Origin of the sequence: Arthrobacter sp. I3 (assembly GCF_000520575.1) — a bacterium.
GTDB classification, from domain to species: domain Bacteria; phylum Actinomycetota; class Actinomycetes; order Actinomycetales; family Micrococcaceae; genus Arthrobacter; species Arthrobacter humicola_A.
This window is the reverse complement of sequence record NZ_KI914927.1, coordinates 24,863-43,526: the sequence shown is the minus strand read 5'-3', so window position 1 is coordinate 43,526 and position 18,664 is coordinate 24,863. Positions and strand designations below refer to the sequence as shown.

Genomic DNA, 18,664 nt, shown 5'->3' with positions numbered 1-18,664 from the left:
TCGACGCCGAGCCAGTGCTGGATCAGGAAGGTGCCGTGGAAGCCCAGGAACAGCATCCAGAAGTGGATCTTGCCGAGGCGTTCGTTAAGCATCTTGCCGGTCCACTTGGGCCACCAGAAGTAGAACCCGGCGAACATGGCGAACACGACGGTGCCGAAGACCACGTAGTGGAAGTGCGCCACCACGAAGTAGGAGTCCGAGACGTGGAAGTCCAGCGGCGGCGAGGCCAGGATGATGCCGGTGAGGCCGCCGAAGAGGAACGTCGCCAGGAAGCCGATGCTCCACAGCATGGGGGTCTCGAACGTGATGGAACCGCGCCACATGGTGCCGATCCAGTTGAAGAACTTCACACCGGTCGGAACGGCGATGAGCATCGTCATGAAGGAGAAGAACGGCAGCAGGACCGAGCCGGTGACGTACATGTGGTGGGCCCACACAGTCACGGACAGGGCGGCAATGGAGATGGTCGCGTAGACCAGGCCCTTGTAGCCGAAGATCGGCTTGCGGCTGAAGACCGGGAAGATCTCGGAGACGATGCCGAAGAACGGCAGCGCGATGATGTACACCTCAGGGTGGCCGAAGAACCAGAACAGGTGCTGCCAGAGGACGGCACCGCCGTTCTCGGGATCGAAAATGTGCGCACCGAAGCGGCGGTCGGCGCCGAGGGCAAACAGCGCGGCGGCCAGCGGCGGGAAGGCCATCAGGACCAGGATGGAGGTCACGAGGGCGTTCCAGGTGAAGATCGGCATCCGCCACATGGTCATGCCCGGGGCGCGCATGCAGATGATGGTGGTGATGAAGTTGACGGCGCCGAGGATGGTGCCGAAGCCGGAGAGCGCCAGGCCGAAGACCCAGAGGTCACCGCCCACGCCGGGGCTGAACGTAGTGTTGGACAGGGGCGCGTACGCGAACCAGCCGAACGACGCGGCGCCCTGCGGGGTGATGAACCCGGAGACGGCGATCGTGGAGCCGAAGAGGAAGAACCAGAAGGCCAGTGCGTTCAGTCGCGGGAAGGCGACGTCGGGGGCACCGATCTGCAGCGGCATGATGACGTTGGTGAAGCCGGCGAACAGCGGCGTCGCGAACATCAGCAGCATGACGGTGCCATGCATGGTGAAGAGCTGGTTGTACTGCTCCTTGGTCTGCAGGATCTGCATGCCGGGCTCGAAGAGCTCGGCACGGATCAGCAGCGCCATGATGCCGCCGAAGCAGAAGAAGATGAACGACGCGATCAGGTACATGTACCCGATCGTTTTGTGGTCGGTCGAGGTGATCCAGTTGACGACGATGCGTCCCTTGGACTTCGGTACTACGGGAGCCTCGAGGATCCCGGCGGATTGAGTGTAAGTTGCCACGTCGCTCCCCTTACTTGGTTTCGGCCGGGGCCGGGTTGCGGTCGTACTCTTCACCGAGCAGGCCGGTGTTCCCGTCCTGGCGCAGCTGGTTCATGTGCGCCTGGAACTCCGACTCGGAGACAACCTTCACGCGGAACAGCATTTCGGAGTGGTACTCGCCACAGAGTTCGGCGCACTTACCGTCGTAGGTGCCCTCCCTGGTGGGCGTCAAGCGGATGTAGTTGGTCTTGCCGGGAATCATGTCGCGCTTCTGCAGGAAGGCAGGGACCCAGAAAGAGTGGATGACGTCGCGCGCGTTGAGCTCGAGGTCAACCGACTTGTTGACCGGCAGGTACAGGGTGGGCAGCTTGTTCTTGTCCACGTCGTTACCGGTCAGGTGCGCCTGGACGCCGGCTTCGTGCACGTCCTCGGTGACGACGTTGCCCTTCAAGTAGTTGAAGTCCCACGCCCACTGCTTGCCGCGGACGTCGACGACGACGTCGGCCGGCGTTGAGCGGTCATCGATCGACTGCTGGTCGCGGTCGGTGAAGTAGAAGAACACCAGGACCATGAACAGCGGGATCGTCAGGTAGAACACTTCAAGCGGAAGGTTGAAGCTGTTCTGGCGCGGGAAGCCCACGGTGCCCTTGCGGCGCCGGTAAGCGACGATGCACCAGATCATCAGGCCCCAGGTGATGATGCCGACGACCAGCGCGGCAATCCATGAGTTGACCCAGAGGTCCATGATGAGGTCAGTGTGATTGGTGGTGCCACGCTCGGTGGGCAACCAGCCCTTCTGTACCTCTGGTGAACATCCAGTCAAAGCCAACGCGCCGGCTAGTGCCAAGCCAGTGATCGTAGTGATCTGTTTGCGTCGGCTGCCGGTTCGGTTCTGCGAACTCACAGACGGCCCTTCCTACTTGTTGCTGTTGCCCCGCAAATTACGGGCAGGGCAAACGAAAAGTTTTACTACTCGGTGTAGAGCTTACCGCTCCCCGGGAGTTTTCGCCCACATGTCCGCACCGTGCGTCGGGACCTTTTTGTAGGCGCCGCTCGTTGAGGATCCTGCGGCACTAAGGCCGGGCAAAATGCCCGGCCTTAGTGGAAGGAATTAGTGGAAAGAATCTCCGCAGGCGCAGGACCCGCCGGCATTCGGGTTGTCGATCGTGAAGCCCTGCTTGGCGATGGTGTCCTCGAAATCGATGCTGGCACCGCTGAGGTAAGGAACGCTCATCTTGTCGACGACGACTTCCACCCCGTCGTAGTCGCGTACTGCATCCCCGTCGAGCAGCCGCTCGTCGAAGTAGAGCTGGTAAATCAGGCCGGAGCAACCGCCGGGCTGCACGGCAACGCGGAGGCGCAGATCGGTGCGGCCTTCCTGCTCCAGCAGGCTGCGGACCTTTCCAGCCGCGACGTCGGTCAGCATGACCTCGTGCGTGGCCAGCTCGCCGGCCTCGGCGGCAGAGTTGCCGGCGCTGTTTTCATTGGTTGTAGTGCTCATGGCCTACCTTCTTGCAACGGTGGTGGCGGCCCCGCTCACACGGTGCCCGCCCCTACTTAAACGGTATGGGCTATAGCTACATGCTACTTCGCGCAGCCCTGTAGCTCTAACTCCTGACGTAACCGTGGGAGACGGCTGGATGTTCCCCGGGACGCGCCAGGCGCGGGGGCTAGAGCGCGCCTTCGTTGTTCAGGCGCGCGAGCAGCAGGGCCTCGGCGACTATTGCGTTCCGGAAGTCACCCAGGTGCAGCGATTCGTTGGCGCTGTGGGCTCGGGAATCGGGATCCTCGACGCCGGTGACCAGGATCTGCACGTCCGGGTAGAGCTCGGTGAGGTCCGCGATGAAGGGGATCGATCCGCCGATCCCCATTTCGACGGCGGGCACACCCCAGGCCTCGCCCAGGGCCCACATGGCCACGGACGCGGCCTTCGAGCTCGTGTCCGTCAGGAAGGAGTTGCCGCTCTCCCCCGGGGTGAACACCACCTCAGCGCCGAACGGGGCGTGGGTTTCGACGTGCTGGCGGACAGCCTCCATGGCGGCTGCCGGGTCCTGCCCCGGGGCCAGGCGCAGGCTGAACTTGGCCCGGGCCCGCGGCAGCAGGGTGTTGGAGGCGACGTCCACGGCCGGGGCGTCAAAGCCGATAATGGACAGGGCGGGCTTGGTCCACATGCGTGAGGCAATGCTGCCGGTCCCGGCGAGCTTCACGCCGTCGAGCACGGAGGCGTCGGCGCGGTACTCCTCCTCGGTGAGGTCGACAACCACGTCATCGCGGCTCACCAGGCCCTTGATCGCGACACTGCCCTCGTCGTCGTGGAGGGTCGCGATCAGGCGGGCCAGCAGGGTCGGGGCGTCGAGCACGGGGCCGCCGAACATGCCCGAGTGCACGGCGTGGTCCAGGACCTTGACCTCGATGGTGCCGTCCACCAGGCCGCGCAGGCTGGTGGTCAGGGCTGGAATGCCGACCTTCCAGTTGCTGGAGTCGGCCACGACGATCACGTCGGCGCGGAGCAACTCGCGGTGGGTTTCCAGGAACTGCCGGAACGTTGGCGAGCCGGCCTCCTCTTCGCCCTCGAAGAAGAACGTCACGCCCAGGCCCAATTCGTCACCGAGCACGCGCGTGACCGCAGAGTAGGCGGCAATGTGCGCCAGGATGCCGGCCTTGTCATCGGCGGCACCGCGGCCGAAGAGCCTGCCGTCGCGCTCGACGGCGGTAAAGGGGTCGGTTTCCCACAGTGCCAGGTCGCCGGTGGGCTGGACGTCGTGGTGGGCGTACAGCAGGACTGTCGGCTTGCCCTCCGCGGCCGGGCGGCGGGCGACGACGGCGGGCCCGCCGGGCGTCCCGTCTTCCTTGTCGCAGCGGAGGATCCGGACGTCGTCGAAGCCGCTGGCCCGCACGAGGCTGGCGACGGCGTCGGCGCTGCGGTTCAACGGGGCGGGATCAAAGCTGGGCCAGGCGATGCCCGGAATGGCAACAAGGTCCGTCAGCTGGCCGATCGTTTTGTCGAACGATTCGGCAACGGCCTGGCGGAGGGCCTCGGCATCGATGGTGCCCTCGTGGTCCATGGTGGTCTGCGGGTTCCCCGCGGTAGATGAAGTCATGGCCAAAACACTACCCGTGCTCTGAATCACTACAAACAGCGTCACGCCCGGGCCTGCGCCGTGTGGGCTGGGTCTCGGGCCTGTGTCTGCGGGGTATTCTTTAGGGGTGTTTGGACGTAAAAAGGAAGCGCCATCGGCGCAGGACGTAGTTGACCAGCAGGCATCCGAGGCAGCAGCCCGTAGCGCCGTGACCGGCAAGGGCGCACCCACGCCCAAGCGCAGCGCCCAGGAGGCGGCCCGCAAGCGGCCCCTCGTGCCGGAGGACCGCAAGGCTTCCAAGGCTGCCGAGCGCGCCGCCGTCACGGAGCAGCGGCTCAAGATGCGGCAGGCCATGGACACCGGTGACGATAAGTTCCTGCCGCTGCGGGACAAGGGTCCGCAGAAGCGGTTCGCCCGAGATTTTGTCGATGCCCGCTTCAGCCTTGGCGAGTTCCTCATGTTCGGCGCCCTGCTGTTTGTCATCATCTCCTTGCTCGTGCCGGCCTCCAGCGCACAGATGGTCTACGTCCTGGGCGCCTTCTGGGTCATGTTCCTCGCGGTCTTCGTGGACGTCTTCATCCTCTCCCGCAAGCTCAAGAAACGGCTCGGCGAAAAGTTCGGCGACGTCGAGCGCGGCACCGTCTGGTACGGCTCCATGCGCTCCCTGCAGTTCCGCCGCCTGCGCCTGCCCAAGCCCCAGGTCCGGCGCGGCGAGTTCCCCGCCTGACATTTCCCTTCCACGATTCTTCAACCAAGAAGCCCCCGGCAGTCACCTGTCGGGGGCTTCTTGGTTGCTGCGACCGGTCCGGCCCGATCGCAGCGTAAGGTCTAGCGCCGGCTCGGGTGGGTGGCCAGCAGCCGGTTGATGCGCGCGGCCCAGAAAGGTCCCTCGTAAAGGAACGCCGTGTAGCCCTGGACGAGGGTGGCGCCGGCGTCCAGCCGTTCCTGCACGTCCTGTGCCGTTTCGACGCCGCCCACCGAGACCAGGGTCAGCGCTCCGCCGGTGACGGACTTGAGCCGGGCCAGGACCTCCAGGGACCGTTTCTTCAGGGGCGCCCCGGAAAGACCTCCTGCCCCGCACGCCTCAACCTTGTCGGGGCTGGAGGCGAGCCCGGTGCGGGCGATCGTGGTGTTGGTGGCGATGATGCCGTCCAGCTTCAAGTCAAGCGCCAGGCGCGCGACGTCGTCGATGTCCTCATCACTGAGGTCGGGCGCGATCTTGACCAAGAGGGGAACGTGGCGGCCGGCGGCCTTGTCCGCCTCCTCCCCCACTGCGGCCAGCAGCGGGCGCAGGGTCTCCACGTCCTGCAGCAGCCGAAGCCCGGGGGTGTTGGGCGAGCTGACGTTCACGACGAGATAATCCGCTGCGGGGGCCAGGCTGCGCGCGCTGATCAGGTAATCGGACACCGCATCCTCGAGCCCGACCACCTTGCTCTTGCCGATGTTCACCCCGATCACGGGCCGGACGCCGGGGTGCTGGCGCTGCAGGGCGGCGCGGGCGGACTTCAGGCGCGGGGCCACCGCCGCGGCGCCGTCGTTGTTGAACCCCATGCGGTTGATGACGGCCCTGTCCTCCACGAGGCGGAACAGCCGCGGCGCCGGGTTCCCGGGCTGGGCCTGGCCGGTGATGGTGCCGACCTCCACATGGCCGAAGCCGAGCTCCGCCAGCGCCTCGATGCCGTGGCCTTCCTTGTCGAAGCCGGCCGCTAGGCCGAATGGGGACGGGAAGGTCAGGCCAAACGCCTGGGTCTGCAGCGACGCCGCGGGGGCGGTGAACTTCTGCAGCAACCGCCCGGCACCGCAGCTGTGGGCGAGGCGGATGGCCTTGAACCCGATCTTATGGGCGCGTTCGGCGTCCATCCATGAGAAGGCCAGCCGGAAAAATGTGGGATATACGCGCATGCCTCTAGTTTTCCGGTTCGGGCCGCGCAGACCAAACCAGCGCTCGCGCCGGCACGGTTGTGACTGTCCGTTGTGACTGTCGTTGTGACTGCGGCGCCCCGCGCCCGGGCCCGGCGGCGGAAGTGCGCCGGCGGGAGTTAGCATGAAGCCATGACCAGCAATGAGGGTGTCGGAACGGGCGGCCGTGGGGCTTCGGGTCGCGGGATCGAGGCCGACGTTGTGGTGGTGGGCGCCGGCCTGGCAGGGCTCGTGGCCGCGGCCCAGGCCTATGCCGCCGGCCGCCGGGTGGCGGTGCTCGATCAGGAACCCGAGGCCTCCGTCGGTGGCCAGGCGCACTGGTCCTTCGGCGGCCTCTTCATGGTCAACACTCCGGAACAGCGGCGGCTCGGGGTGCGGGACAGCGAAGAGCTGGCCCTCGCCGACTGGCATGCGTCGGCGGGATTCGACCGGCCGGAGGACGCCCTGGCGAAGGAGTGGGCGGCGGCGTACGTGAACTTCGCCGCTGGTGAGAAGCGTGCCTGGCTCGCCTCGCTCGGCGTCGGGCTGTTTCCCCTGGTGCAGTGGGCCGAACGCGGCGGCTACGGCCCGGACGGCCACGGCAACACTGTCCCGCGCTTCCATGTCGCGTGGGGCACGGGACCGGCGCTGGTGGCCCCCTTCCTTGCCAAGCTGCGCGAAGGCGAAGCCGCCGGCCGCGTGTCCTTCCATTTCCGCCACCGCGCCACCGGGCTCGTGAAAACCGCGGGCCGGGTGAGCGGCGTGAGCGGCGAATTGCTCGAAGCCAGCGGCGCAGGCCGGGGCGAAAGCTCTTCACGACGCCCGGCCGGTACTTTCGAGGCTGCGGCCGCAGCCGTGGTGGTGACAAGCGGCGGCATCGGCGGCAACCACAATGTGGTCCGCAAGGAGTGGCCAGGCGGCGCGGCGCCGGAGCGGATGCTGAGTGGCGTGCCGGCATCCGTGGACGGGGACTTCCTCCCGGCCGTGGGCCGCGCCGGCGGACACCTCATCAACGGGGACCGGATGTGGCATTACCCGGAGGGTATCCACAACCATGCCCCGGTCTGGCCGCGGCACGGCATCCGAATCCTGCCCGGACCGTCGGCCCTGTGGCTGGACGCGACGGGGCGGATGCTCCCGCCTCCCCTGTTTCCGGGCTTCGATTCGCTCGGCGCCCTGCGCCACATCCTGGCCACGGGGCATGCCCATTCATGGTTCGTCCTGAACCGCAGCATCGCGCTGAAGGAGTTCGCACTGTCAGGATCCGAGCAGAACCCGGATCTCACGGGCAAGGACGTCCGGCGGCTGGTCTCACGGCTGAAGCCCGGCAGCGATACACCGCTGCAGCGGTTCCTGGACCGCGGGGTGGACTTCCTGCAGGCAGCGGACCCCGCCGGGCTCGCCGGGCAGATGAACGATCTGACGGGCGGGCAGCTCATCGACCCCGCGGCCCTGGAGCAGCTGATCCGCGACCGGGACCGGCAGTTTGCCAGCGGGATGGGCAAGGATCCGCAGCTGGCGGCGATCCGGGCAGCGCGGCGTTTCGCCACCGACAAGATCATGCGGGTCGCCCCGCCGCACCGGCTGTTGGATCCGCGGCACGGTCCCCTGCTCGCCGTCCGGCTCTCGGTCCTGACGCGCAAGAGCCTTGGCGGTGTGCAGACGGATCTGCAGTCGCGGGTCCTGGATGCCGCCGGGCAGCCCGTGCCCGGGCTGTTCGCGGCCGGTGAAGCCGCAGGGTTTGGCGGCGGCGGAATCCACGGCTACCGGGCACTCGAGGGAACGTTCCTGGGCGGATGCCTCTTCTCCGGACGTTCCGCGGGCCGGGCCGCTGCGTCCGCGGCCTAGTCCGGGCAGGCACTCAGCAACACAGGAGGAAAGTCGATGCAGTGGCGGACCGACATTCTCGGGGATGATTTCCAGGCGTGCACCTTTGAGGCCGTCAGCCCTGACGGTGTGCTGCGCACTGCCACCCTGGTCCGCCATACCCCGCTCCCGCCGGCACCATCGGCGCTGCCGGCCCGGGCTGTGCTGTTCCTGCACGGCTGGAGTGACTACTTCTTCAATGAGGAGCTCGCGGAATTCTGGGCGGGGCAGGGGTTTGAGTTTTTCGCCCTCGACATGCACAACCATGGCCGCAGCCTGCGCCCGGGCACCCACGGCGGCTACGTCGCAGACCTGGACAACTACGACGCCGAAATCACTGCAGCGCTCGGGATCATCGGTTCGCTCAGGCCGGGCGCCACGCCGCCGCAGGTGACGCTGATGGGACACTCCACCGGCGGCCTGATCGCGGCGCTGTGGGCCGACCGGCATCCGGGGATGGTGTCACAGCTGGTCCTGGACAGCCCATGGCTGGAAGTCCACGGCAGCCCCGCCCTGCGCCGGGCCGCGCGGACCATGGTGGAGCCGTTCGCCCGGTTCTGGCCGGAATCTGTGATCCGGCTGCCCGAGCGGGCCTTCTACTGGCGCAGCATCAGCAGCGCCGCGGAAGGCGAATGGGCCCTGGACGATGCCTACCGTCCGCCGCACGCCTTTCCGGTCCGCGCCGGCTGGCTCAGCGCCGTGCTCGCCGGCCAGTCCAGGGTGGCGCGTGGGCTGAACATCGATGTGCCCATCCTGGTGCTCATCTCGGGCGCCAGCGCCAACGGGATGTTCTGGAAGGAGTCGATGCGCCGCACGGACGCGGTCCTGGACGTGAACACAATCGCCCTCCGCGCGCTCAGCCTGGGCCGCACCGTGACGTTGGAGCGGATTGACGGCGCCCTGCATGACGTCTTCCTCTCCGCCCCGCGGGTCCGCGCGGACGCCTATGCCCGGCTGTCCCGGTGGATCAGGGCGTACGTCTACGACTGACGCGGATCAGCTGACCTGGCCGCCCGCGGCGGGAGCGGCGTCGATGGCTCCACCGTAGCGGCGATCCCGCTGTGCATAGATCTCGACGGCGTCCCACAGCGTCCGCCGGTCCACGTCCGGCCACAGGGTGTCCATGAACACGAACTCGGCATAGGCCGACTGCCAGAGCATGAAGTTGGACAGCCGCTGTTCCCCGGAACTGCGCAGGAACAGGTCCACGTCCGGCAGGTCCGGCTCGTCGAGGAACTTCTGAATGGTCCGCTCGGTGATGGCCCCCGGCTTCAGCCGGCCCTGGGCCACTTCCTCCGCAATCGCGGAGACGGCGTCGGCGATCTCGGCCCGTCCGCCATAGTTGACGCACATGTTCAGGGTGCAGGTGCTGTTGCCCCGGGTGTAGTCCTCGGCCTCTTCGAGTTCGCGGATCACCGAGCCCCACAGCTTCGGGCGCCGCCCGGACCAGCGGATCCGGACCCCCCATTCATCGAGCTGGTTCCGCTGCCGGCGCAAGACATCCTTGTTGAAGCCCATCAGGAAGCGCACCTCCTCAGGGGACCGCCGCCAGTTCTCGGTGGAGAAGGCGTACACACTGACGTATTCGATCCCCAGCTCGATCGCGCCGGCCATGACGTCCAGCAGGGCAGGCTCCCCTGCCTTGTGGCCCTCGATCCGGGGCAGGCCCCGCTGGTTCGCCCAGCGCCCGTTGCCGTCCATGACGATCGCCACATGCCGCGGGATGAACTCCGCGGGAATCGCGGGCGGAACAGCGCCGGACTGGTGCGGATAGGGAGCCACCACCGGGGTGGTCCGCCGCCGGCCGTTGGACTGTTTCGCCTGGCTTTTATCCAGGTTCTTTCCCAGGCTTCTTCCCAATGCCACTTTTACGTTCGCTCCACATGTTTGAGGGATTTCAGGACTCGTTCCAGGTGCCACTGGAGGTAGCTGGCTACCAGGCCGGCCGCTTCCCGGCGGTGGACGGAGGCGGAGGCATCCGCCGTCGTCCAGTTTCCGGTGAGCAGGGCACCCATGAGGAGCACCGTCTCCGGGGCCGGCGCGGGCGATCCCGGCGGCCGGCACCCGTGGCAGACCATGCCGCCGAGCGGCGCGGAAAAGGCGGTGTGCGGCCCGGACGCACCGCACCGGGCGCAGTCGGTGAAGCTGGGCGCCCAGCCGCCGGTCGCGAGGGCGCGGAGCAGGTAGGAATCCAGGATGAGTTCGGGGGCGTGGTCGCCCCGGCTCAGGGACGCGAGGGCCCCCACCAGCAGGTTGTACTGGGCGGTGCCGGCTTCACCGTCGACGTCGGTGAGCTTCTCCGCCGTCTCGGTCATGGCGGCCGCCACCGTGTACCGGCCATAGTCCGCGGCGATGTTCCCGCCGTAGGCGCCCTTGGCCACGGCCTGCGTGACGACGTCCAGGGTGCGCCCGGAAATCAGCTGGAGATCGGCCACCATGAACGGTTCCAGTCTGGCGCCGAACCGGCTGCTGGTGCGCCGGACCCCCTTGGCCACCGCCCGCACCTGGCCGTGGTGCTTGGTCAGCAGGGTGATGATCCGGTCGGCCTCGCCCAGCTTATGGGTGCGCAGCACGACGGCGTCATCACGGTAGGCACGCGCAGCAAAGGATTGTTGGACCACAGTTAATCTTCGCACTGTCTTTACGGAATCACGGCACGGGCAGCGCCGCCGAGGTAGAACGGTAAAAGACGGAGGCAAAAGACTGAGGCAAAATACTGCGCCGCCGGAGTGTTCCGGCGGCGCAGTCATGCGTTGGTTTGACACTGCCTGCCCATCCGCGGACGGATCAGACACGGACGGATCAGGCAGGGACGGATCAGGCGCGGGCGTCCCGGATGGCGCGGTTCACGGCCGAGATGACGGCCTTGAGGGCTGATGTGCTCGTGTTGGCGTCGATCCCCACGCCCCAGAGCACGCGCTCCCCCACGGCGCATTCGACATATGCGGCGGCCAGGGCGCTGCCGCCCTCGGAGAGTGCGTGTTCGCTGTAGTCCAGGACCCGGACGTCCACGCCGTCTTCGCGCAGGATGCTCAGCAGGGCCGCGATGGGCCCGTTCCCGGTCCCGGTCCGGCGGACCTGGGTCCCGTCGATCTTCAGGGCGGCGGTCAGGGTCATGTCGCCGTCTTCGTCCGTCTCGGTGCTGATGGAGCCGAGGGCGTAGCGGCCCCACTGCGTGTCGGCAGAGCCCGAGGGCAGGTATTCGTCCTGGAAGACCTGCCACAGCTGGGGTCCGCTGACTTCTCCGCCGACCGTGTCGGTCCGTTTCTGGATGACGCCGGAGAACTCGATCTGGGCGCGGCGCGGCAGGTCCAGGCTGTGCTCGTTCTTGAGCAGGTAGGCGACTCCGCCCTTGCCGGACTGCGAGTTGACCCGGATGACCGCCTCGTAGCTCCGGCCGAGGTCCTTCGGGTCCACCGGCAGGTACGGGACCTGCCAGGTGTAGTCGGCCACGTCCTTGCCCGCCGCGGCAGCGTCCTTTTCGAGGGCCTCCAGGCCCTTCTTGATCGCGTCCTGGTGCGAGCCGGAGAACGCCGTGAAGACGAGGTCTCCGCCGTACGGGGACCGCTCGGCCACCGGCAGCTGGTTGCAGTACTCCACCGTGCGGCGGATTTCGTCGATGTCGGAGAAGTCGATCATCGGGTCGATGCCCTGGACGAACATGTTCAGGCCCAAGGTCACCAGGTCCACGTTGCCGGTCCGCTCGCCGTTGCCGAAGAGGCAGCCCTCGATCCGGTCTGCCCCGGCCAGGTAGCCCAGCTCGGCGGCGGCGACGCCGGTGCCGCGGTCGTTGTGCGGGTGCAGGGACAGGATGATGCCTTCGCGCGGGTGCAGGTTCCGGCTCATCCACTCGATGGAGTCGGCGTAGACATTGGGGGTGGCCATTTCCACCGTGGCGGGCAGGTTGATGATGACCTGACGGTCAGCCGAGGCCTCGAAGACGTCGGCGATCGCGTTGCAGACCCGGATGGCGTACTCCAGCTCGGTGCCGGTGAAGGACTCGGGCGAGTATTCGTAGGTGATGTGCGTATCGGCGAGGGTTTCCTCGTACTTCTTGCACAGCCGCGCACCCTGCAGGGCGATGTCGAGGATGCCGTCCTCGTCCTGGTTGAAGACCACGCGGCGCTGCAGGACGGACGTGGAGTTGTAGAGGTGGACGATGGCCTGCTTCGCGCCGACCAGGGACTCGTAGGTCCGCTCGATCAGGTGTTCGCGGGCCTGGGTCAGCACCTGGATCGTGACGTCGTCCGGGATGTGGTTGCCCTCGATCAGCTGCCGGACGAAGTCGAAGTCCGTCTGCGATGCCGAGGGGAACCCGACCTCGATCTCCTTGTAGCCCATCCGGACCAGCAGGTCGAACATCTTCAGCTTGCGGGCCGGGCTCATGGGATCGATGAGGGCCTGGTTGCCGTCGCGCAGGTCCACGGCGCACCAGCGCGGGGCCTTGGTGATGACTTTGTCCGGCCAGGTGCGGTCCGGCAGTTCAACGGTGATCTGGTCCTGGAACGGGATGTAGCGGTGGACCGGCATTCCTGAGGGCTTCTGTGCGTTTCGCATTACAATCGGGGCCTTTTCTGTGATTCTTGGTGAAAGGGTGGCCGGGCAACACAAACTCCGCAGCGAGGGTGGGCCTTGCGCTAGATCGCGTCTGAGGCCTCGCCGCGGCAGCTAAGGAGGAGCAGTTCTGCGCGCACCTTTTCACAGTAACACGGGTGCGTAAGATGAAGGAGCCAGACCACCGTAACGTCCACCATGCAGACCGTGCGCCGGCAAACGCTCCGGGCCGGACTGCCTCTCAAAGGAGCATCCGTGCCACTTTCGGGGATCGATCTGTCCACCATCGACGCCAGCGTCCGCCCGCAGGATGACCTGTACCAGCATGTGAATGGCGGCTGGCTCAACACCACGGTCATCCCGGACGACCGGCCGCTGGAGGGCACCTTCACCGCCCTGCGCGACGCGTCGGAGCTCGCGGTGAAGGAGATCATCGGGCAGGCCGCCGCACGCGGTGCGGAGGCGACCGGCATCGAGCGCAAGATCGGGGACCTGTACAACAGCTTCATGGACGAAGCGGCGGTCGAGGCCAAGGGCCTGGACCCGCTCCGGGCGCGGCTGGCGCAGGTGTTCGCGACGACGTCGGTGCCCGAACTCGTGGCGCTGGCCGGACGGCTGTTCCGCGCCGATGTGTCCGGGCTCTTCTATATCTACCCCGCGCCGGATGCCGGAAACCCGGACCGGGTCCTGCTCTACACCGGCCAGGGCGGCCTGGGCCTGCCCGATGAATCCTATTACCGGGAAGCGAAGTTCGCCCCGATGGTCCAGGCCTACCGTGCACACGTGGGGGCCATGCTGGGCCTCGCGGAGGTTGCCGACCCTGAGGGGGCGGCCGGACGCGTGGTGGCGCTGGAAACTGCGCTGGCTTCGCACCACTGGGACAACGTGACATTGCGGAATCCGCAAAAGACGTACAACCTGAAGTCCACCGCGGAAGCGGCCGAGCTGTTCCCCCTGCTGGCGGACTGGTTCGACGCGGCCGGCATCGAGCCGAAGAAGCGTGCCGAGCTGGTGGTGAGCACCCCCGACTTCTTCTCCGGCGCGGCCTCGCTGCTGGATTCCGAACCGTTGGCGGCCTGGCAGGAATGGCTCGCCATGCGCGTGGTCAGCGCGGCCGCCCCGTACCTGTCTTCCGAGTTCGTGGACGCGAACTTCGCGTTCTATGGCACCACCCTGAGCGGTACGCCGCGGATCAAGGACCGCTGGAAGCGCGGCGTCGCGGTGGTCGAGGCGGCCCTCGGTGAGGCGGTCGGGCAGATCTACGTGGCCGAACATTTCCCGGAGGGGCACAAGGCGCGCATGCAGACCCTCGTGGCCAACCTGATCGAGGCGTACCGCGAGTCCATCACCGGGCTGGCCTGGATGGGCGAGGCAACCAAGCTCGAGGCCCTGAAGAAACTGGACTCCTTCCGCGCCAAGATCGGCTTCCCGGATAAGTGGATCGACTACTCCGCCGTGGAGATCGACCCCGCCGATCTGCTGGGGAACGTGGAGCGCGCGCACAGCGCCGACGTCGACCGCCACCTTGACGAGGTCGGCAAGCCCGTGGACCGCGAGAAGTGGCTGATGACGCCCCAGACGGTCAACGCCTACTACCATCCGCTCCTGAACGAGATCGTGTTCCCTGCGGCCATGCTGCAGCCCCCGTTCTTCACTGCCGACGCCGATGACGCCGTGAACTACGGCGGCATCGGTGCCGTGATCGGCCATGAAATCGGCCACGGCTTCGATGACCAGGGCTCGCAGTACGACGGCAGCGGCCTGCTTCGCAACTGGTGGACGGAGGATGACCGCACCGCGTTCGAGGCTCTGGCCGCCCGGCTCGTGGCGCAGTTCGATGCCCTCTCCCCCACGGCAGCCCCCGGCCACACGGTCAACGGCAAGCTGACCCTTGGCGAGAACATCGGCGACCTGGGCGGGCTCACCATCGGCTACAAGGCCTACCTGATCAGCCTCGACGGGCAGGAACCGCCGGTGCTCGATGGCCTGACCGGGGTGCAGCGCTTCTTCGCGTCCTGGGCCGCGGGGTGGCGGCAGGTCATCCGGACCGAAGAGGCCATCCGCCGGCTGGCGACGGATCCGCACTCCCCGAACGAGTTCCGCACGAACGCCATCGCCAAGAACCTCGACGCCTTCCACGCAGCATTCGGCGTCACGGACCAGGACGGCATGTGGATGGCACCGCAGGAGCGCGTCAGCATCTGGTGACCCGGGGGCCCGGTCACTGGCGCCGACCCAGCCGGGAGGGCTGTGCGTACACGCTTGCGTGAATACATCGACAGCTGTACTTTCGACTTTGTGGAGACTCTTACGCATGCCCCGGTGCTGGCACGGTTCGGCTATGCCGTGTCAGACCCGACACGGGCAGAAATCCTGCTTGCCCTCACGGCTGCGCCGTCCTATCCCTCTGAGCTGGCGGATTCCCTCGGGGTATCCCGGCAGAGCATGTCGAACCACCTGACATGCCTGCGGGGATGCGGGCTGGTCGTTGCCGTGCCGGAGGGGCGAAGGACCCGCTATGAGCTCGCCGATCAGCGCCTCGGCCATGCCCTCAAGGATCTTCTGGGCGTCGTGCTGGCGGTGGACCCGGCCTGCTGCGCACCCGACGGGACGTGCACGCTGTGATGACTTCCGTCCTAATGTCGCCGAGCCCGGGCCGCCGCGCCGTCCTCAGCCGCCGGATCCGCTTGTTCGCGGCGGCCACCATCAGCTATAACCTCATCGAGGCCGTTGTGGCTTTGTGGGCCGGGGGTGCGGCCGACTCGTCGGCGCTCCTCGGCTTTGGCCTGGATTCCATCATTGAGGTCGCGTCGGCGCTGGCGCTGTCGTGGCAGTTTTCCAGCAAGGACCCTGAGCGGCGTGAACACGTCACCTTGCGGACTATCGCCGTCTCCTTCTTCGCGCTGGCAGCCTTTGTCGCCGCCGAGGCGGTCAGGTCACTTCTCGGCGCCGGCGAGGCACAGCACTCGACCCCGGGCATCGTGATTGCCGCACTGAGTTTGGTGATCATGCCGGTCCTTTCCTGGCTCCAGCGCCGGGCCGGCCGGGAGCTCGGATCACGCACGGCGGTCGCTGACTCCAAACAGACCCTGCTCTGCACGTATCTGTCGGCAGTCCTGCTCGCGGGTTTAGTGCTGAACAGCACCCTTGGCTGGTGGTGGGCCGATGCCGGCGCGGCGCTGGTCATCGCCGCGATCGCCCTCCGGGAGGGCATCAACGCCTGGCGCGGCGACATCTGCTGCACGGTCCCCCACACGGCGGCAGACACCCTTCCGACGGCCACGGAGCCGGCCCGCTGTGACGGATGCGGTGCCGATTCAACACCTCCAAAGGGGCTCTTCCTACCTGAGGTGAGGGTGGGACAGTCCGCCGCCGATGGGCAGCATGAGTAGTCGGTAGTGCTTCCGGTTACGTAAGCCCGGCGTCAGCAGCACTCATCGGGCACAGCTTTCAAGGATCTCATCGGCGCTGCCGGCCGATTGATTTCTTACTAGAGCGACAGCGCACGACACGCTAATGTTGGGGCACCCCAACGCAGAGGAGAGCCCGTGGGCAAGGTGGTCATGTACGGCTCGGTGTCGGTGGACGGCTTCATCGCGGACGAGAATGACCAGCCCGGGCCGCTGTTCGACTGGTTGTCCAACGGTGAGGTCCCCTTGGACGAGCGCGGCGAGGTGACGGTGTCGCAGACGTCCTATGACTACACCCGGCCGTACTGGGACCAAATCGGGGCGACACTCGTCGGCCGCCATGTCTTCGACCTGACGGACGGCTGGGACGGGAAGCCTCCGAGCGGGATCGACCACGTGGTCGTCGTGACGCACCGGCCGCAGCCCGAGGGCTGGGACCCCGAGGCGCCGTTTCACTTCGTCGACGGTGTCGAGGCAGCCATGGCCAAGGCGCAGGAGCTTGCGGGTGACCGCATCGTCGAGGTCGCCGCTGGTGACGTCGGTGGCCAGATGCTTGCCGCGGGCCTGGTCGACGAGGTGCGCATGGACGTCATACCTGTCGTGTTCGGGTCCGGCAAGCGCTACTTCGGGTCGGTCCACGCCCAGCACCCGTTGGAGGATCCTGACGTGGTGATTCAGGGCAACCGCGTGCTTCACGTGCGCTATCGGGTGCGCCGTTGAGGTCCACACCGTGTGCCACGACCCCGCAGGACGTGGAAGAGCCTCGAAAGGCCGCCGTCCAGCACCCATGACAAAAAGGAAGGCCCCCGTTCAGGAAAATCTGAACGGGGGCCTTCCTGGTTGCCGGGTCAGCGGGTGATCAGTGCCGGGTTGGCCTGCTGGCAAACGGTGTCGCCGGCTGTCTGGTTGACGATGTCCTTGGGCAGCTGCGGGGCAGCGGCGGCGGCGGTCGGCGTCCCGTTGGCGAAGTCACTGCCCAGGTAGACCTGGACTCCGGCGACTCCGGCGGCCGGGAGCACCCGGTCCGGCGCCACACCGAGCAGGGCCGCGACGTCCCCGGCCACGTCAGCGTAGTCCGCACCGTAGTAGACCGCCGTCGCGGCGACAGGCGGAGCAGTCAACTGGCCCACCTGGGTGAAACCGGCGCCCTTGATGGCCTGCATGATCTCCTGGGTCCGGGCCGGAACACCCGAGCCGTTGGCCACGGTCACGGGCTGCTGCGTCTTGTCATAGGCCGGGGTGGTGGGGCTGGGCGTCGGCGTGGCGGTGGCACTCGGGGAAGCGCTCGGCTTCGCGGTCGGATCCGTCAGGTCCACGTCGTTGCGCATGGCGGCGAACAGCTGGGACGCCGCGGGCTCGGCCAGCTGCAGCCGGTTGATGTCCGTTTCGGCCGGGACTGTCGGCGTGGCCACGAAGGCTACCTTGCCGACGTCGATGTTCTTGAGCCGGTTGCCCACCGTCAGCAGCGTCGGCACAGAGGCCAGGCCGTCGTCGATGGTCAGGTTCTTGGTGATCGCATCCGCGATGCCGAGCATCCGGGCCGGGTTGGTGAGGGTGCCGTCGTCCTTGATTTTCCGGGTCAGCGCGGACAGGAAGCCCTGCTGGGCCTTGATCCGGCCGAGGTCGCCGCCGTCGCCGAAGGCGTGCCGGGTGCGCACGAACGACAAGGCCTGTTCGCCCTGGACGGTGGAGGTGCCCTTGGGCAGGCGCAGCTTCGAGTCGGGGTCATACACGGCGTCGCTGACACACACTGACACGCCGCCCACGGCGTTGGAGAGTTCCTTGACGGCGTTGAAGTCGGCCATCATGAAGTGGTCGATCTCCAGGCCAGTGAGCTTGTTGACGGTGTCCACGGCGCAGCCGATGCCGGCCTCGGACATCGCCGAGTTGATCATGACGCCGGTCTGAGCCGGGTACTCTTTGTTGGTTTTCGGATCCTTGCACTTGGGGATGTCGACCAGCAGGTCGCGGGGGAAGCTGACGACGTTGACCCGCTTGTTGTCCGCGGAGATGTCCATCAGCATCATCACATCCGAGTGCCCATAGCCGGTCGCGTCATCGCTGGTGCCGTACTGCGAGTTCTTCCCGTCACGCGTGTCCGAGCCGAGGATCAGGATCTGCATCCGGTCCGTCGAATCGTTCACTGCACCCTCGGTCTTGATGCTGCCGGCGCTGAGTGGGGCCTTGGTGAGGTTGCCCTGGAGCCGGATGGTCCAGTAGGCGCCAAAGGCGATCACGCCGACCAAGAGCACGGCCACCACGCCCGTGAAGACTTTCAGCCAGGCGGGGGTCCGGCGGGCGGAGCCGAGGTGGCGGGCCGGACCAACGGCGGGATCGGCCGTGTGCCGGGCAGCGGCTGTTGACCGGGCCGGCGGGGCGGATCCGTCGGCACGGTTGTCACGGGGTCGAACCACTTGTTGAGCCTTCCTAAACGAACGGGGAGTCAGCCCATTTTAGAGTCCGAATCTGAGAAAACGCCGATGGCCCTCTCTTGGGAGCGGCGGGAAGGGCCAACGGCCAA

Annotated in this window: 16 protein-coding genes; 7 read left to right on the top strand and 9 right to left on the bottom strand. The window is 67.0% G+C overall.

From position 1 onward, the window contains the following. The 4 genes from Y706_RS25040 to Y706_RS0111580 form a co-directional block, all read right to left on the bottom strand. The coding region (locus tag Y706_RS25040) for a cbb3-type cytochrome c oxidase subunit I (protein WP_043436038.1) at positions 1–1,355 on the bottom strand (1,355 nt) is incomplete at its 3' end. Positions 1,356–1,365: 10 nt separating this feature from the next. Beyond that, complete coding sequence (gene coxB / locus Y706_RS0111590) at positions 1,366–2,238, bottom strand: aa3-type cytochrome oxidase subunit II (protein WP_028276725.1); 873 nt, start codon at positions 2,236–2,238, stop codon at positions 1,366–1,368. Positions 2,239–2,445: 207 nt separating this feature from the next. Beyond that, entirely contained in the window at positions 2,446–2,835 is a 390-nt protein-coding gene (locus Y706_RS0111585; RefSeq protein ID WP_028276724.1) for a HesB/IscA family protein, read from the bottom strand. A 169-nt stretch (positions 2,836–3,004) separates the two neighbouring features. Beyond that, positions 3,005–4,435, bottom strand: coding sequence for a dipeptidase (locus Y706_RS0111580; protein WP_028276723.1), 1,431 nt, complete (start codon positions 4,433–4,435; stop codon positions 3,005–3,007). Positions 4,436–4,541: 106 nt separating this feature from the next. Between Y706_RS0111580 and Y706_RS0111575 the strand changes: the two genes are divergently transcribed. Next, complete coding sequence (locus tag Y706_RS0111575; RefSeq protein WP_028276722.1) at positions 4,542–5,141, top strand: DUF3043 domain-containing protein; 600 nt, start codon at positions 4,542–4,544, stop codon at positions 5,139–5,141. Positions 5,142–5,242: 101 nt separating this feature from the next. Here the strand turns inward: Y706_RS0111575 and Y706_RS0111570 are convergent, their stop codons facing one another. After that, a complete protein-coding gene (locus Y706_RS0111570) occupies positions 5,243–6,316 on the bottom strand; it encodes a quinone-dependent dihydroorotate dehydrogenase (protein ID WP_028276721.1) in 1,074 nt (357 codons plus the stop codon). 150 nt (positions 6,317–6,466) lie between these two features. Between Y706_RS0111570 and Y706_RS0111565 the strand changes: the two genes are divergently transcribed. Then, positions 6,467–8,161 carry an FAD-binding dehydrogenase gene (locus tag Y706_RS0111565; protein WP_043436037.1) on the top strand — a complete coding sequence of 565 codons (1,695 nt, stop codon included), beginning with the start codon at positions 6,467–6,469 and terminating at the stop codon, positions 8,159–8,161. Between the two features lie 36 nt (positions 8,162–8,197). Continuing rightward, a complete protein-coding gene (locus tag Y706_RS0111560; RefSeq protein ID WP_028276719.1) occupies positions 8,198–9,169 on the top strand; it encodes an alpha/beta hydrolase in 972 nt (323 codons plus the stop codon). Positions 9,170–9,175: 6 nt separating this feature from the next. Here Y706_RS0111560 and Y706_RS0111555 read toward each other — a convergent pair whose 3' ends face one another. The 3 genes from Y706_RS0111555 to leuA form a co-directional block, all read right to left on the bottom strand. Further along, positions 9,176–10,027, bottom strand: coding sequence for an isoprenyl transferase (locus Y706_RS0111555; protein WP_028276718.1), 852 nt, complete (start codon positions 10,025–10,027; stop codon positions 9,176–9,178). A 20-nt stretch (positions 10,028–10,047) separates the two neighbouring features. Further along, on the bottom strand, positions 10,048–10,800 hold the full coding sequence (recO, locus tag Y706_RS0111550) for a DNA repair protein RecO (protein WP_028276717.1): 753 nt from the start codon (positions 10,798–10,800) through the stop codon (positions 10,048–10,050). A 196-nt stretch (positions 10,801–10,996) separates the two neighbouring features. Then, on the bottom strand, positions 10,997–12,736 hold the full coding sequence (gene leuA, locus Y706_RS0111545) for a 2-isopropylmalate synthase (protein ID WP_028276716.1): 1,740 nt from the start codon (positions 12,734–12,736) through the stop codon (positions 10,997–10,999). A 252-nt stretch (positions 12,737–12,988) separates the two neighbouring features. Here leuA and Y706_RS0111540 point away from each other — a divergent pair, with 252 nt between their 5' ends. The 4 genes from Y706_RS0111540 to Y706_RS0111525 all read left to right on the top strand — a co-directional run bounded on the left by Y706_RS0111540 (position 12,989) and on the right by Y706_RS0111525 (position 16,863). Next, complete coding sequence (locus Y706_RS0111540; protein WP_028276715.1) at positions 12,989–14,941, top strand: M13 family metallopeptidase; 1,953 nt, start codon at positions 12,989–12,991, stop codon at positions 14,939–14,941. A 90-nt stretch (positions 14,942–15,031) separates the two neighbouring features. Further along, positions 15,032–15,358 (top strand): ArsR/SmtB family transcription factor, encoded by a 327-nt coding sequence (locus tag Y706_RS0111535; protein ID WP_028276714.1) that lies wholly within the window; start codon positions 15,032–15,034, stop codon positions 15,356–15,358. Then, positions 15,358–16,125, top strand: coding sequence for a cation efflux transmembrane domain-containing protein (locus Y706_RS25035; protein WP_043436036.1), 768 nt, complete (start codon positions 15,358–15,360; stop codon positions 16,123–16,125). The genes Y706_RS0111535 and Y706_RS25035 overlap by 1 nt, the downstream gene beginning before the upstream one ends. Before the next feature lie 156 nt (positions 16,126–16,281). After that, on the top strand, positions 16,282–16,863 hold the full coding sequence (locus Y706_RS0111525) for a dihydrofolate reductase family protein (protein WP_028276713.1): 582 nt from the start codon (positions 16,282–16,284) through the stop codon (positions 16,861–16,863). A gap of 128 nt (positions 16,864–16,991) precedes the next feature. On the opposite strand, the gene Y706_RS0111520 is transcribed toward Y706_RS0111525, so the two are convergent. Then, positions 16,992–18,557 (bottom strand): LCP family protein, encoded by a 1,566-nt coding sequence (locus tag Y706_RS0111520; protein ID WP_028276712.1) that lies wholly within the window; start codon positions 18,555–18,557, stop codon positions 16,992–16,994. Positions 18,558–18,664: the final 107 nt, after the last annotated feature.

What these genes read in the sequence shown, in the direction of transcription:
- Y706_RS0111585 (WP_028276724.1), bottom strand. Translation starts at nt 2,835, where the DNA reads ATGAGCACTACAACCAATGAAAACAGCGCCGGCAACTCTGCCGCCGAG.
- leuA (WP_028276716.1), bottom strand. Translation starts at nt 12,736, where the DNA reads ATGCGAAACGCACAGAAGCCCTCAGGAATGCCGGTCCACCGCTACATC.
- Y706_RS0111570 (WP_028276721.1), bottom strand. Translation starts at nt 6,316, where the DNA reads ATGCGCGTATATCCCACATTTTTCCGGCTGGCCTTCTCATGGATGGAC.
- Y706_RS0111560 (WP_028276719.1), top strand. Translation starts at nt 8,198, where the DNA reads ATGCAGTGGCGGACCGACATTCTCGGGGATGATTTCCAGGCGTGCACC.
- Y706_RS25035 (WP_043436036.1), top strand. Translation starts at nt 15,358, where the DNA reads ATGACTTCCGTCCTAATGTCGCCGAGCCCGGGCCGCCGCGCCGTCCTC.
- Y706_RS0111580 (WP_028276723.1), bottom strand. Translation starts at nt 4,435, where the DNA reads ATGACTTCATCTACCGCGGGGAACCCGCAGACCACCATGGACCACGAG.
- Y706_RS0111565 (WP_043436037.1), top strand. Translation starts at nt 6,467, where the DNA reads ATGACCAGCAATGAGGGTGTCGGAACGGGCGGCCGTGGGGCTTCGGGT.